The following is a 16,535-nucleotide window of genomic DNA, read 5'->3' as shown; positions in this document are numbered from 1 at the left end:
AAAAGGGAGTTACTAATATTGAATTATAAAGAAAAATATTTTGAACCAATAAAAAATAAACTCAACAAAGAAGAAATAAACATATTAGAATCATACTACAAAAATTCAGAAAATTTCATAGAAACTAAAAATAAGATAAAAACAAATACAAATTTTTCATACTTCAATTTTTTCTTATACACTCCAAAAGAAGAATTAAAAGAAAACTATTACAAAGTATTTAAAATACTTTCCTTAATTACAAATGATGTAGACTTAGCTTTAGAAATATTGAAAGAAAGCAATGAAAATCTAGATATTGAATATATAGAAAAAACAGATGAAACATTCTTCACATATTTAAATATAATAATTAACACAATAAAATATACAAAACAAATACTTATAAACAAAGAAATTCCAAAAAATTTAAATGATGAAAAAGAATATAAAAAACATATAAAAAATATGGATAAAATATATAATACAACAAATTCAAACGATTTAAAAATACAAATATTATACATAAAATACATACATGATCAAAATGAAAAATACTTAGATGAAATAAAAAAAATTATAAATTTATCAAAAATAAACAAACAAAAAGATTTCATCATGTTGATAACTTACACATTATACAAAATAAACAAAATCCATGGAAAAGAAATAGAAGAAAAAATACAACAAATATTTATAAATCACTCAACAACAATATACTCAATATATTCAAATATCTCATATTCTTCAATAGAAAGAATGAATTTTTATATGAACGAATTCAATGACTTATCAACAAAAATGAAATTAAATGAAAAACTATTAAAAACATTCTTAAAAAATGTAATAATATTCAGTTATGGTGAAAAAAAGATATTAAAAGAACTTATGAATCATCAGATAAATCAAGAATATATAGAACAACTATTAGAAATAATAAAAACTTTTGACAAAAAAGAAGATATGATAAAAACACTAATAATACATGCATACCTAATAAAAAAAGCAAAAGATCTAAATATAAAAACAGAAAAACACATAAAATATTTTGAAGACAAATTTATAAACAATATATTTAAAGCATTAAAAGAAAAAAAAGAATATCAAGAAATAAAACAATTATTAAAAACAAAAAATATATTAGAACATGATTATCAAAAAATATCTTATTTCATACATGATTTATCATACTCATTATATTTTGAAATATCAGCTTACTTATTATTAGAAGAATCAAATATATGTGGAAATTATATAAAACTAAATTATCACTTAAGTGAATACATATTAAACATCATAGGACTAAAATATCAATCAAAAAATGTAATAGATCAAATAATATCAATAGGTGAAAATCAAGAATATATAATAAACTTAATAGAAAGTGATTGGATACATGTTCAAAATTTAAGTGATGATATAAAAAAAGATTATTTAGAATACATAGAAAAAAATGAACTATTAGAAAAAAAATTAAACAAAAATACAAATTATATAATATACAAAGATATATTCAATTACTACATAAAAAAACCAATAATAAACAAAAAAATAATAGTTGAATCATTAAATTCAAAATCCAAAAAAATCAGAGATTTAATAATAGAAAACTTAAAAGGAAAAAATGAATATGATGAAGAACTACAAAAACTTTCAAAACAAAAATTACCCAAAGCAAACAAAGAAGAATTAGAATATCTTATAACATACAATAAAATAAACAAATTCGATACAAAAAACAATTCAATAGTCAATCTGATAAAAGAATTATACAATCCAAAAATAATAGATAAAAAATTAGAAAAATTAAATATAATAGATATACCAAAAATAAAATATGAACAAAAAAATGAATATATAGATGAAATAGTTATAAAATATTACATATCCTCATTCCTTTTAAGTCCAAAAGTGGAACTACCTTTACTTGCAAATGAAATAAAAGAAAAATTATCTAAAAATGATTTAAACACATTAGGAAGATATGTATACAATATATGGCAAAACAATGGAGCAAAAGCAAAAGAAAAAATGGCTATGGTATTTGCTGTTTATAACTGTGATGATGAATTCATAATAGAATTCAAAAAACAAATAGACGATTGGGCTTTAAATATGAGAGGTGCAATAGCAGCGGAAGGAATAAAAGCATTATCATTTCATGGAAGTGATTATGCACTGATGCAACTCGATACAATAAGTAGAAAATACAAACACAAAAAAGTAAAAGAAACTGCAAAAGAATACTTTTATATAGCAGCTAAAAATATGGGATTAACCTCTGAAGAACTCTCAGATAAAGTAATACCCAATCTTGGATTCAATACAAAAGGTGAAATAGAACTAAATTATGGAAATAGAAAATTCATAGGAAAATTAAATAAAGATCTAACAATACAAATATATGATCAAGAAGGAAAAAAATTAAAAACTCTTCCAAAACCAAATAAATCTGATGATGAACAAATAGCAAAAACAACAAAAAAAGAATTTACAAACCTAAAAAAACAATTAAAAACGGTTATAGAATCTCAAAAATTAAGATTAGAAAGAGCAATATTCATAACAAGAAAATGGAATTCAAAAACATTCAAAGAAGTATTCAAAGACAATCCAATAATGCATATATTTGCAACAGGACTTATATGGGGAATAATAGACCAAAATCAAAAAATACAAAAAACATTCAGATATATGGAAGATGGAACATTCGAAAACCAAGAATATGATCAAATAAAACTCAAATCAGAAGATCAAATAGTACTAATACATCCATTTGATATAACAGAAAAACAAATAAATGAATGGAAAGAAAATTTACAAGACAATGAAATAGAGCAACCTGTAAATCAATTAAACATAAAACTAATAAAATTAACTCAAGAAGAACAAGAAAAACACTTTTTAAAAAGATATAAAGGTAAAAAAATGTATGTTGCAACCCTAATAAATAGATTAGAAAAATTGGGATGGAGTAAAAATTCAATAACCGATGGTGGTGGATATAGTGGATTTCATCTACAATTTGATGAACTTAAATATGGAGCACAAATACATGGTTCTGATTTATACATAGGTGGAATTGATGAAACAACAGAAATAGAAGAACTTGCATTCTATAAAAAAGAAGAAATAGAAAGAGGATCCTATTTATATGATGACCTAAACGAAAATAATACATATAAAATAAAAAATGTAGACAAAAAATTTCTAAATGCTGTATTAAACCAATTAGATGAAGTAATAAAATAAAATAATTAGTCAAGTGGTAAAAATTACTACTTGACTAATATTATATAGAGGTGCATAAATGCAAATAATAAAACAACCAATGGAAATACAATACAAAGAAGAAATACAAAAACTTATAAAAAATGAAAAAGAAGACAAACCAGAAGGGTGGCAAATGTCTCCATTATCTGTAAAAAAATTCATACTTGGAGATGAAAAATTACAAATAAGCAAAAAAATATATGGAAATGATGACATAGTAGAAAGATCAATAGTTACACTTGCAACAGACAGGGGACTACTGTTAACAGGTGTCCCAGGAACAGCTAAAACAATGCTCAGCGAACTTTTAACTGCTGCTATATGTAATGATTCATTGAACACAATACAAGGCAATATAGGTACAAATGAAGCCGATTTAAAATATTCTTGGAATTATTCATTATTAATTTCAAATGGTCCAAATAAAAAATCAAACACAAATATTAAATTCAAACAAAATGGAAATACAAATAATAGAAAATAAAATAGATATAGATCAATATATCAAAACAATAGAACAATCAAAAAAACAATATATAAAACAAAATATTCAATATCATATAATAAAAAATCCTCAAAATAAAATGTTCAAATTCAATGAAATAAAACAAAGAATAGAGTTACAAATAGAAGAAACAACAATATACTATAACTACTCAGAAGAACAAAAAAACATTATGGAAAAAATGCTAAAAACAAAAAATATAGACAAAATACTTGTGAAATTTCAAAATAATGAAAGAAAAATAGAAGCAGAAGTGATTATTTGATTTACTTTACTGTAAATCAATATCAATGGAGGAAAAAATGGATAATACACAATTAATAATCCAATTAAATAAACTATTACAACAAATATCAGAAATAGGAATAAACAATATAGAAAAACTAAACCCTGAATTTATAAAAGAATTTAAATATTATACAAAAATATTTAAAGAAATAGGATTTACAAAAATATCAGAATTATGTCAAAATCTTATAGAAACTCCCGATATACAAACATATGTAAAATTAAAAATACTATTAAAAGAAATACAATAAATCCCCTTAAAAATCAAAACTAAAAAAATGATATAATAGAATTAGATATGTAATTAAAATTCTAAAAGGGGGATTAAATATGAACGAAACGATAAAAACAATAAAACTTAAAAATATCATAATAAAAATAATAATTGGAGATATAACAATTGAAAAGACAGATGCGATAGTAAATGCTGCAAACTCAACATTACAACATGGTGGTGGTGTTGCAAAAATAATATCGGATAAAGGAAATCTTCAAAAAGAATCAGATCAATACATAAAAGAAAAAGGAAAAATAAGAACAGGTGAAGTAGGTGTAACATCAGCTGGCGATTTACCTTCAAAATATGTAATACATGCAGTAGGACCGATATGGTATGGTGGAAGCAAAGATGAAGCAGAATACTTATATATGGCAATTTTTAACTCATTAAAAAGAGCTGAAGAATTACAATTAAATTCTATAGCATTCCCTGCGATATCGGCTGGAATATTTGGATATCCAATTGAAAAAGCTGTAAAACAATATAAAAAAGCTGTAGACAACTTTGATAATCAAAATCCTGAACATATAAAAGAAATAAAATGGATAATATATGACAAAAAATTTATAGATCATTTCTTAAAAGAATTTTAAAAACCTCTCAAATTAGAGAGGTTTTCTTTAAATTAAAACAAAAAATGAATACAGGGGACAGGGAGGGATTAAAATTGTTAAACAAAGTTATAATAATTGGTGCAGGAACAGCAGGTTTAGCAGCAGGAATAAGACTTCAAAACAATGGATATGATGTTGAAATCTTTGAAAAAAATCCCAAAATAGGTGGAAAAATGTATCAAATACAAGAAAAAGGATTCAGATCGGCAAAAGACTTCTATAATCCAAAAACACTCTTAAATGCTCTAAAATTAAAAACATTTAACAATGCATACAATGAAATATCAAAATATGTAGATGATGAAAGACTAATGAAAATGCTAAGTTTTCAAACACTTTATATAGGAATATCACCTCATAATGGTCCATCAATATAAACAATAATACCTATGATAGAAACAATATATGGAGTATGGTATATAAAAGGTGGAATGTACACCATGGCAACAGCTATGGCAAAACTATTTCAAGAACTTGGGGGAAAAATACATTTAGAATCAAATGTAGAAGAAATAATAATAGAAAATAATAAAGCAAAAGCAATAGTTATAAATGGAGAAGTAATAGAATCAGACTATATAATTGTAAATGCAGATTTCCCTTATGCTATGAAAAATCTAATAAAAAATGAAAAAAATAGAGGAAAATACACAAACAAAAAAATAGAAAATATGGATTACTCATGCTCATGTTTCTTAATGTATCTTGGATTAAACAAAAAAATAAGTGATGATACAAGACTCCATAACATAATATTTGCAGAAGACTTTGAAAAAAACATATCAGACATATTCAATGGAAATGATCCAAAAGAACCTTCAATATATATGTATATACCGACTAAAATAGATGAAACACTCGCTCCAAAAGATAAAGAAACATTATATGTACTTGCACCAGTACCAGAATTAAAAACGAGAGGACATAAATGGACTTCAGATGAAATAAATGAATACAAAAAAATAATATATGACAAAATAAAAACAAAAAAAGGACTTGAAAACATAGAAAACTTAGTAGAAGTAGAAAAAATATATACACCAAATAATTTTGAAAGCAATTTCAATGCTATGAATGGAGCTACTTTTGGGCTTGCACCAACATTATTGCAAAGTAATTATTTCAGACCACATAACAAATTCAAATACTGTGAAAACCTATACTTTGCAGGAAGTTCTGTACACCCTGGAGCTGGAGTACCAATAGCATTAACTTCTGCAAAAATAGCCCAAGTGCTTTTAGGAATAATTTTTGTAACAAAACCATCTTGAATATCATCAATAGGATTATAATTATCGGCTATTAAATATTCAAATTCATCTCCATTCATATTTTCATCTATAGAAATACCATACATACTTGTAATAACTTTACTCTTTCCAGATTCATAAAAATCTTTCCAAAATTTTGGAACTTCTCTTTCTGCATCATTGTATTTAAAAACCTTAGAAACACCTATAATAGTAAATTCATCTTTTTCAACAATCTTATAATCCATAATATAACCTCCATCTAATACAAATTTTATTTTCAATGGAGCAAAAGACTTAATCATAATTTCTCCATTTCGCACAGAAGTTGGAGTAACACCATGAAATCTTGTAAAAGCTTTTGTAAAGCTATCGGGTGAATCATAACCATATTTAAAAGCAATATCTATAATATTCTTATCAGAAGAAACTAATTCGCTGCCGGCAAGCGTTAATCTACGTTTCTTTATATAAGAACCAACTGTAAATCCACAAAGCATTGCAAAACCTTTTTGAAAATAAAAAGGAGAGATAATCACATGCTTTGAAATATCTTCAATTGAAATATTTTCCGTAATATTATCTTCTATATAATTAATAGCCTTACTAATACATTCAGTCCACTCCATAAACAAAACCTCCTCATGCTTATAAGAATCTTACATTATTCAAAAAAAATATCTCGACTTTAAATGCTTAAAATTGTCCAAAAAAAATATATTAAAAAAATATAAATTATATCTAAACAAAAAGTAAAGATAAACAAATCAAAAAGCAAAAAAATAAAGAAAAAACAAAAAAACCGTAAAAGGGTTATCAAATCATAAATAGAAATAATATATAGAGATAAAAAATATAAAAATGGAGGATATAAATGAAAAAAATACTGTACATATTACTTACTCTAAGTATACTAATCTTATTAAGCTCATGTATATTAAACGAAAAAGAATTAAAGAAATATGAAGATGATATAAAGTTCTCAAAATTGAACACAAACTCAAGAAATGAACTTGTAAAACTGATATATGCAGCATATAATCAAGGTGCTGAATGTTCATATCAAGAGTTAAAAGAAAAAGAATCACAAATGCATAACACTAAACAAGTACTTGCATACTATCAATACTTCATGAATGAAATAACCTTAGATGAAACAATAAGTAAAGCCTTTGGAGAAAGATTAAGTCCAACTGATTTTAGATTAAGAAATTATGTTGGAAACATAATAAAAAATGCAGATGATGGATCATCAACAAATTGGTTAATAGACTATGTAGATCAAGAAGTACCAGTAAAACCTCAAAGTACAGATAGAACATTTGAAGAATTAAATCCTAAGAAAATAACAAATTTCGATAAAAAAGAAATGTTAACTGAAAAAGTAGAACAAATAATAAAATACACATCAGAAAAGGGAAGATTTTGGGATGTATGGTTAAAATTCTATGGACAAGATTATACAGAATCTGGAAAAACATATCCAAAAATAACTCCAAATGAAAGTCTAACAAATCAACAAATAAAAGAATATGCTCAATACATAGTAGAAATGGCATATACATACACACATTCCGACATAATGCTAAATCAAAGTATAAGTGAATCAGAATTATGGAAAAAAGAAATATACTTCGATCATATACCTGTTGAACTATTACTTGCAGTATTGACACAAGAATCATATTTATTACCACTCACATACAGAGCAGAAATATCAGGTGGAAAAATATATGCAGTATCATTTGGACTTGCACATACACTTGTAGATGCAGACAATATAGTGATAAGTAAAGATCATTATGATATAGGCAATGGAAAATCAGATCAAAGAAATTTTGAAACTATATCAAAACTCTATATAAACAAAAGTGGAACAGAATATGAAAAATACTTCTCAGACTGGGATTTAACTATGGTAAGAGGAAGTATGATATACTCCCTCACATACTTAGATATAATATATCAAAAATTAATAGTAGAATACGAATAATCCCCTTGTGAAAATATATATATTAGATGCAAAATCTCACCAAAAAAACCGGCTAAAAGCCGGTTTTTCATAATAATATGATAAAATAAATATCATATAAAAAAGTGGTGATAAAAATAAAAAATAAAAAATTCAAAAAAATATACATAGAAATAACAAATATATGTGATTTAAAATGTTCATTTTGTAATATAGATAAAAGACCAAAAAAACACATAGAAATATCAAAATTTCAAAAATACATACAAAAAACATCCAAATATACAGACTATTACACCTTATATGTAAAAGGTGAACCATTATTACACCCAGAATTACAAAAAATACTCGATATAGCAAAACAAAACAATAAAAAAATAACACTATCTACAAATGGATACAATATACAACAAAAAGCAAAAAAAATAACAGACTACACAGCAATATATAGAATAAATATATCACTTCATAGCTATATGCAACAAAATCCGTATAAAATAAATTCTGAACAATATACAAAACAAATAATTGAATTCATAGAAAATGCATCAAAAAATAGCTACATATCTTTAAGAATATGGAGAAAACAAAATCAACAGACACAACAAATATTAAAATACATAGAACAATACTACAAAATACAAATACCAATAAAAAACAATGAAAGAGACTACTATAAAATAAAGGACAAAATATATATAAATTATGATAAAGAATTTCAATGGCCAGATATAACAGAACAACAACAAACAGAAAAAGGATTTTGCTATGGCCTAAGAGATCATGTAGCAATACTTAATGATGGTACAGTTGTTCCATGTTGTCTCGATGAAAATGGAATTATAAATCTTGGAAACTTAAATGAACAAGAATTTTCAGAAATAATCAACTCAAAAAGATCTAAAGCTATATATGACAACTTTTCTCAAAACATTGCAATAGAAGAACTATGTAAAAAATGTACATATAAAAATAAATTCATAAAAAAACATACAAAAAGCGGAGATCATCAATAAAATCTCCGCTTTTTTAATTTAATTATAGAAAATAAAAAAACAAAAGATTTTAGCCTCTAAATAAAAATATACATGTATATATAAGTAAATACAACCGTGATAAAATTTGCATAAAAACTGTTTCAATGAAAAAATATACATGAAAAGATTAGGAGGTGTTAATAATGAAAAAGGGGATACTCTCATTATTAGTAATTTTAATGGTAATATTTGCCTACTCAACAGAAATAATAGTATGGCATGGAATTACTGATCCAAAGGGAAAAGCTGTATTGGATAAACTTGTTAAGGACTTTGAAGAAGAAAATCCTGGAATAACAGTAAGATTACAGGCATCAATTGGAAACAATGATGGAGATGACACAAAATTAATAGCTTCAGTTGCTGCACAACAGGTACCTGATGTATATTATATAGACAGATTTGTAATAGCTCAAAGAGCTTATAACAAAGTTGTACAACCAATAGATGTACAATTAGAAAAAGCTGGATATGATGTAAAAAAAATCAAAAATGAATTTTTTGATTTTGCAATAGCAGAATGTGAATTTAATGGAGCATTATATGGACTTCCATTTGAAACAGATACAAGAGTAATGTTCTACAACAAAGACTTAATAAAAGCTGCAGGTGGAGATCCAGAAAAACCACCAAGAACAGTAAAAGAAGTTGAAGAACTTGCAAACAAAATAACTAAAAAAATTGGAAGAAGAGTAGTACAAATAGGATTCATACCATGGGCATATCAAGGTTGGCCATATACATATGGATGGGCTTTTGGTGGAGAATTTTATGATGTAAACACAAAAAAATTCATATTTGCAGAAGATGAAAATGTAATAAAATCATTTGAATGGCAAAAAGAATATGCAAAAAACCATGACAAAAATAGTTTAGATGCTTTTATATCGATGAATGCGGGAGACTTAAATCCATTCAAAGCAAACAGAATGGGAATGATGGTAGATGGAAACTGGTCATTAAGAGGAATACAAGATCTTGGTATAAACTATGGAATAGCACCAGTCCCTGGAACAGATCCAGATCATATATCAACATGGGCAGGTGGACATGGTTGGGTAATACCTAAAAAAGCAAATCATCCATTAGAAGCTGCAAAATTCATATACTTCATGTCAACAAAAGGACAAATAGAATATGCAGTAGACAGAGGATACTTACCAACAATAAAAGAAGCTGTACCAAAATTAATAGAAAAAGATCCATCATTAAAACCATTCACAGATGTACTTCCATATGCAAAATCAAGACCAGCAGTACCAATTGGATCACTTGCATGGGATGAATTAACAAAAGCAAGAGATCAAATATTAGATGGTGCAGATGTAAGAGAAACATTAAAACATGCACAAAAAGTATTAAATGATGAAATGGAAAAAATAGAAAAAGAGCTCTCTAAATGAGAGGGCTCTTCTTCAGATATAAACCTGAGGTGATAAAAAAATGAAAAGCCGTACAAGAACAAATACAATAGGACTGTTATTTGCATTACCATGGCTCATAGGATTCTTAGTATTTGTACTATATCCTATATGTGCATCTTTATTCTACTCATTCACAGAGTATCATATAACAGACACACCTAAATTTGTAGGATTTTCAAACTACATAAAAATGTTTCAGGATAATATATTTTTAAAATCAATAACGAACACATTATTCTATACAATATTTCTTGTACCAGTGGGTTTAATTGTGGGAATAGGTCTTGCAATTCTCTTAGTACAGCCATTCAAAGAAGTTGCAACATACAGGGCATTAACATACTTTCCAAGTATAGTGCCTGGATATGCATTTGCTGTAATATCATTATTTTTCTTTCATCCATATCTTGGATTTGTAAACAATCTATTGGCACAATTCGGAATAGAAGGACCATTATGGTTAAATGATCCAAATTGGGTAAAACCTACAATAATACTACTATCTCAATGGGGTGCTGGTGGAACTGCATTAATAATGATGGCTGCACTAAAAGACATACCAAAAGAACTATATGAAGCTGCATCAATAGATGGAGCTTCGAGATGGAAACAATTTTGGAAAATAACATTACCTTTAATAACACCAAGTATTCTATTCTATTTAATAACAGCAACATTTGGAGCATTACAAATATTCGATCTTCCTATGCTTATGACAAAAGGTGGTCCAAATAATGCATCATTAACATATTCAATGTACCTCTATAAACAAGCTTTCTCATACATGAACATGGGATATGCATCAGCAATGGCTTGGATAATGTTCCTAATAGCAATAGTATTTACATTAATATACTTTGGAACATCAAAAAAATGGGTAAATTATTTTGGATAAAAATAAGAGGTGACATATATGAAAGCCAAAACAAAAGAAAAAACAAGAATAAATATAATGAGAATAATAACCATATTAGTATGTATAATATATGCATTACCATTAATATGGATGGTAACAACATCTTTAAAAACAGATGCCGAAATAATGGCATTTCCCCCACAATGGTTACCAGATAAACCAATATGGGACAATTATGTTCAGGCTACAAATTACTTTCCATTTTGGAAATATTTTGGTAACAGTATTATAATAACATTTGGATGTGTTATAGGATCATTAATAAGTTGTCCCATGATAGCCTATAGTTTCTCAAAAATAAACTGGTGGGGCAAAAATATATTCTTTTACATGATGCTTGGAACCATGATGCTACCAATGGTAGTGACAATGATACCAACATTCGTTATATTCAGTAAACTTGGTTGGATAAACACATATTTACCATTAATAATACCCGCATTCACAGGAACACCAGCCTTCATATTCTTGTTAAGACAATTCTTTAAAACCGTGCCAAATGCTTTATTAGAAGCGGCAAGAATAGATGGTGCAAGTGAATTTACAATATTCAGAAAAATAATGTTACCATTATCTAAACCAATATTATTTCTTATAGCATTACAACAATTTGTCGGATCATGGAATAACTATTTTATGCCATTAATATACTTAAACGATGAAAATTTATTCCCGCTTGCACTTGGATTACCATTATTTCAAGGAAAATATGAAACACATTGGAACTGGTCTATGGCAGCATCTACAATATCACTGATACCGACACTAATATTCTTCCTAATAGCACAAAAATACCTAATAGAAGGAATAAAAATACAAGGTATGAAAGGATAGTGTAAAAGGTGAAACCAAAATACGAAAGAATATATGACTACCTCGAATCATTAATAATTGAAGAAAAAATTAAAGCCGGAGAAAAAATACCATCTGAAAAAGAAGTTGCCGACATGTTTGAAACCACAAGAGTGACAGTGAGAAAAGCACTCTCAAAACTCGAACATGAAGGATTAATAACTAAATTAAAAGGTGTAGGCTCTTTCGTAACGAGTTCAGATCCACTCTCAAGAAAAAAAATTGGAGTAATAGTACAAAACAATGACATAGTAAGGGGAATAATAAAAAATACATCAAAATATGGAATAAAAACATATGCATTAGATTATTCATTCAATGTAAAAGAAGAAGAAAAACTAATAATAGACTTATTAGAAAAAGAAATAGATGGACTAATATTACAACCGACAACATCATCATTAACAAATGGAATACTAAGAAGTTTAATAAAAGAAAGTTTTCCAATAGTATTTGTAGACAGACCTCTACCCAATCATTATGAAATACCATTGATATGGAGTGATAATGAAGAAGGTGGAAGAATAATGGCACAACATGCAAAAGAATTAAAAATAAAAAATCCAATATTCATAACTCATGGAGACTTTCAAATACAATCAGTAAAAAGTAGATATATAGGATTCTGTGAAGAATATGGAAAACAAATACAAAATATAGATTCAGAAGAAATAAACACACATGATCTTTTAAAAAAAATAAAAGAAGAAAAAATTGATTTCATATTCTTTTGTAATGATACAACAGCTATAAAAATTCATAACACATTAATATATAACGGAATAAACATCCCGCATCAGATAAAAGTTGCGGGATTTGATGACATAGAAACTGCTATAATGTTATATCCAGAATTAACAACTGTAAAACAAAACTTTGAACAAATAGGTGAAAATGCTGTATCAACAATAATAAAAATATTAAAAAATGAAAAAACACAAAAAGAAATAAAAATACCAGTACAAATAAAAAAAAGAAAATCAACAAGCATTTAAAAACGAGGAGGCGAAAAAATGTACTTAAAACCAGAACAAATAAAAGATAGATACCTTGCAATGATAAGTGAAATACTCCCATACACAATAAACAAAAGAGAAAATTTAAACAACTGGACATACAGTTCAAAAGATGAAACAAAACAAAACATAAACGAAGGATTTACATGGGATGATAAACAACTCCCCGTATATTTTGAAAACACAATAAAAATAGACAAACCTCAAAAAGATCAATGGATATACTTAGATCTATGGATGGGTGGAGAAAGTCTTGTAATAATAGACGATTTTCCATATGGAGAAATAAATCCATACCATAGACAATTAAACATAACAAAATTCGCCGATGGTAAAGAACATAAAATAAAAATACAAACAGTACCAAAAAAATTATTTGGAGAACATCAAAAAACACCTACATTAACAACATCAAAAATATTAACAATAGACAAAAACATACAAACATCATTATTAAAATTCAAAACAGCAATAGAAATAATGGCTGCAACACCAGATAAAACATTAGCTGAAAAAATAAAAAAACAATTAGATGAAGGAATAAAACAAATACATATACCGAGAAATTCAGAAAATTACTTCAAAGGAACAAAAGACAATCCAGCTATATATGAAATGGTAAATGGAATATGGAATCCAGAAAAATTTCCAGAAAATTCAGGTATGTTACTAAATCATGAAGACAAACAAACAATAATAAATGCAGCAGAAAAACTAGATGAAAAAATGACACAATTAAATAAACAACATCAAAAACAAGGAAAACTAAACTTAATAGGACATGCACACATAGACTATGCATGGTTATGGCCATATGCCGAAACCAAAAGAAAAATAGTTAGAACATTTGCAAACGCTGTAAGAATGATAGAAACATATCCAGAATTCAAATTCAGTCAATCATCAGCACAAATGTATAAAGACTTAAAAAGCTCATATCCAGAACTATACAAAAAAATTCAAGAACTCGTAAAACAAGGAAAATGGGAAACTGCTGGAGGTATGTGGGTAGAAAGTGACTGTAATATAGGAAATGTAGAATCTTTAATAAGACAATTCTATTATGGTCAAACATACTTTGAAAAAGAATTTGGAACAAAAAATAAAACATGTTGGCTTCCAGATGTATTTGGATTCAATTGGATAATACCTCAAATATTAAAAGAATCAGAAATAGAAAACTTTGTAACCATAAAAATAAATTGGAGCGAAAAAAACAAATTCCCACATGATGTATGCAAATGGAGAGGAATAGATGGATCAGAAGTAATATACTTCTCATATGCAAATCCAATTGGAGGATACAATGGAAACACAGATCCAGAATCACTAATAAAAACTTGGGAAGCACATAGAGAAAAAGATAAAGTAGACACAACACTTCTCTCATTTGGATATGGAGACGGTGGTGGAGGTCCAACAGATGAAATGCAAGAAAAATATGAAATAGCAAAAAATTGGGCTGGAGTACCACAACTAAAAATAGACACAGTAGAAAACTTCTTCGAAAATTTAAAAATAGAAGAAACACTACCAACATGGGATGGAGATCTCTACTTAGAATTACATAGAGGAACATACACATCTCAGTCAAAAACAAAATATCTACACAAAATAGCTGAATACAAACTATATCAAGCTGAATACTACTCAGTAATTGCACAAAATGAAATAGAATACCCAGAACAAAAAATACAACAATTATGGGAAATACTTTTACATACAGAGTTCCATGATGTAATACCAGGATCATCAATAAAAGAAGTATATCAAGACTCAGAAAAAGAATTAACACAACTAATACAAAATGCAGATGAAATAATAAAACAAGCAATAAACTCTATCTCAAAACCAAACAACTCAAAAATAACAATAATAAATGACACATCATATGAAAGAAAAATAGAATTCACAGCAAAAACGAATGGAAAAATAATAGAAACTCAAAATGGAACACAATTAAAAATGCAAAAAATAGATGAAGAAACATATATATACACATCAGATGAAACAATAAAACCATTCCAGACAATAATACTAAACATAACAAATAAAACAAATATTCAAGAACAAAAAATACAACAAAAAACAACAATAGAAAACAACAAATTAAAACTCGAAGTAAATCCTGATGGAACAATACAAATAACAGATAAAACAAATAACAGAAAAACATTCAAAAACAAAGGAAACATACTCGCCATGTACAAAGATGTACCAACATATTGGGATGCATGGGATATAGAACATGATTATGAAAAATATGAAACAATAATAAAAGCCGACTCAATAAAACTAATAGAAGATGGAGAAATACAAAAAACAATACAAGTAACCTACAAATCAGAAGGAACAACAATAATACAAAATTACACATTAAAAGAAGAAAGATTAGACATAAACACAAAAATAGACTGGCATACAAGAAGAACTATGTTAAGAGCAAAAATGCCTTTCAATGTACACACAAGAAATGCAAAATGCGATCTATCAGCTGGATACATAGAAAGACCAACACATACAAATACAAGCTGGGAAGAAGCAAGATTTGAAGTACTTGCTCACAGATGGATAGACTTATCAGAATACAACTATGGATATGCACTATTAAACGATTCCAAATATGGATACAAAATAAATCAAAATGAAATATCTATAAACCTTTTAAGAGGTCCAATATACCCTGCATACTTTGCAGATGAAGGAAAACATGAATTTACATACTCAATATACCCTCACAACAATTCAGATATACAAACAGTAATAGAAGAATCAGAAAAACTAAACAAACCTCTAATGACAAAAATAAATTCAGAAATACAACAAAACCCAATAATGCAAACAAATAAAACAACATTAAAAATAACAGCAATAAAACAAGCAAAAGAAAAAGGTAATACAATAAGACTTGTAGAAATGGCTGGAGGATCTGGAACAGCAGAAATAAAAATAAATATACCACACAAAAAAATATATAAAACAAACCTATTAGAAAACAATAAACAAGAATTAAAAGAAGAAAATGGAATAATAAAGCTGGAATACAACCCTTTCAAAATATACACCCTTGTTGTAGAGTAAAAAAAAGATCTTCTCATTAAATTGAGAAGGTCTTTTTTTAATAAAAAT

At 26.8% G+C, this 16,535-nt stretch carries 13 protein-coding genes and 1 pseudogene; 13 read left to right on the top strand and 1 reads right to left on the bottom strand.

Going from position 1 to position 16,535, the window contains the following annotated elements; genetic code table 11:
* The first annotated feature begins 18 nt into the window (after positions 1-18).
* The 6 genes and pseudogenes from PWP28_RS01420 to PWP28_RS01390 all read left to right on the top strand — a co-directional run.
* Positions 19-3,231 carry a DUF4132 domain-containing protein gene (locus PWP28_RS01420; RefSeq protein ID WP_308644108.1) on the top strand — a complete coding sequence of 1,071 codons (3,213 nt, stop codon included), beginning with the start codon at positions 19-21 and terminating at the stop codon, positions 3,229-3,231.
* A 58-nt stretch (positions 3,232-3,289) separates the two neighbouring features.
* Positions 3,290-3,736: an AAA family ATPase gene (locus tag PWP28_RS01415; RefSeq protein WP_308644107.1), complete on the top strand. Its 447-nt coding sequence runs from the start codon at positions 3,290-3,292 to the stop codon at positions 3,734-3,736.
* Positions 3,711-4,022 carry a hypothetical protein gene (locus tag PWP28_RS01410; RefSeq protein WP_308644106.1) on the top strand — a complete coding sequence of 104 codons (312 nt, stop codon included), beginning with the start codon at positions 3,711-3,713 and terminating at the stop codon, positions 4,020-4,022. The genes PWP28_RS01415 and PWP28_RS01410 overlap by 26 nt, the downstream gene beginning before the upstream one ends.
* Before the next feature lie 37 nt (positions 4,023-4,059).
* Positions 4,060-4,296: a hypothetical protein gene (locus tag PWP28_RS01405; protein WP_109604674.1), complete on the top strand. Its 237-nt coding sequence runs from the start codon at positions 4,060-4,062 to the stop codon at positions 4,294-4,296.
* A gap of 79 nt (positions 4,297-4,375) precedes the next feature.
* Positions 4,376-4,918 (top strand): macro domain-containing protein, encoded by a 543-nt coding sequence (locus tag PWP28_RS01400; RefSeq protein WP_109604675.1) that lies wholly within the window; start codon positions 4,376-4,378, stop codon positions 4,916-4,918.
* 44 nt (positions 4,919-4,962) lie between these two features.
* Positions 4,963-6,168 (top strand): annotated as a pseudogene (locus PWP28_RS01390) (phytoene desaturase family protein); the annotation flags it as partial.
* Here PWP28_RS01390 and PWP28_RS01385 read toward each other — a convergent pair.
* Positions 6,057-6,818, bottom strand: coding sequence for a helix-turn-helix domain-containing protein (locus tag PWP28_RS01385; RefSeq protein ID WP_374045472.1), 762 nt, complete (start codon positions 6,816-6,818; stop codon positions 6,057-6,059). The pseudogene PWP28_RS01390 and the gene PWP28_RS01385 sit on opposite strands and share 112 nt — an antisense overlap.
* A gap of 245 nt (positions 6,819-7,063) precedes the next feature.
* Between PWP28_RS01385 and PWP28_RS01380 the strand changes: the two genes are divergently transcribed.
* From PWP28_RS01380 to PWP28_RS01350, 7 genes are all read left to right on the top strand, one after another.
* Entirely contained in the window at positions 7,064-8,182 is a 1,119-nt protein-coding gene (locus PWP28_RS01380) for a hypothetical protein (protein ID WP_308644103.1), read from the top strand.
* A gap of 107 nt (positions 8,183-8,289) precedes the next feature.
* Positions 8,290-9,177: a radical SAM/SPASM domain-containing protein gene (locus PWP28_RS01375; protein ID WP_308644102.1), complete on the top strand. Its 888-nt coding sequence runs from the start codon at positions 8,290-8,292 to the stop codon at positions 9,175-9,177.
* Positions 9,178-9,341: 164 nt separating this feature from the next.
* Positions 9,342-10,601, top strand: a complete 1,260-nt coding sequence (locus PWP28_RS01370; protein WP_264149375.1) for an ABC transporter substrate-binding protein — start codon at positions 9,342-9,344, stop codon at positions 10,599-10,601.
* Between the two features lie 40 nt (positions 10,602-10,641).
* The gene (locus tag PWP28_RS01365; protein ID WP_109604680.1) at positions 10,642-11,517 is read left to right on the top strand and encodes a carbohydrate ABC transporter permease; all 876 of its coding nucleotides are present in this window, start codon (positions 10,642-10,644) and stop codon (positions 11,515-11,517) included.
* Between the two features lie 18 nt (positions 11,518-11,535).
* Entirely contained in the window at positions 11,536-12,372 is an 837-nt protein-coding gene (locus PWP28_RS01360; protein ID WP_109604681.1) for a carbohydrate ABC transporter permease, read from the top strand.
* Positions 12,373-12,380: 8 nt separating this feature from the next.
* Entirely contained in the window at positions 12,381-13,385 is a 1,005-nt protein-coding gene (locus tag PWP28_RS01355) for a GntR family transcriptional regulator (RefSeq protein ID WP_109604682.1), read from the top strand.
* 18 nt (positions 13,386-13,403) lie between these two features.
* On the top strand, positions 13,404-16,487 hold the full coding sequence (locus PWP28_RS01350; RefSeq protein ID WP_308644101.1) for a glycoside hydrolase family 38 C-terminal domain-containing protein: 3,084 nt from the start codon (positions 13,404-13,406) through the stop codon (positions 16,485-16,487).
* Positions 16,488-16,535 lie beyond the last annotated feature (48 nt).

Origin of the sequence: Oceanotoga sp., from assembly GCF_030445905.1 — a bacterium.
Classification (GTDB): domain Bacteria; phylum Thermotogota; class Thermotogae; order Petrotogales; family Petrotogaceae; genus Oceanotoga; species Oceanotoga teriensis.
This window is presented reverse-complemented; position numbering and strand designations above follow the sequence as displayed.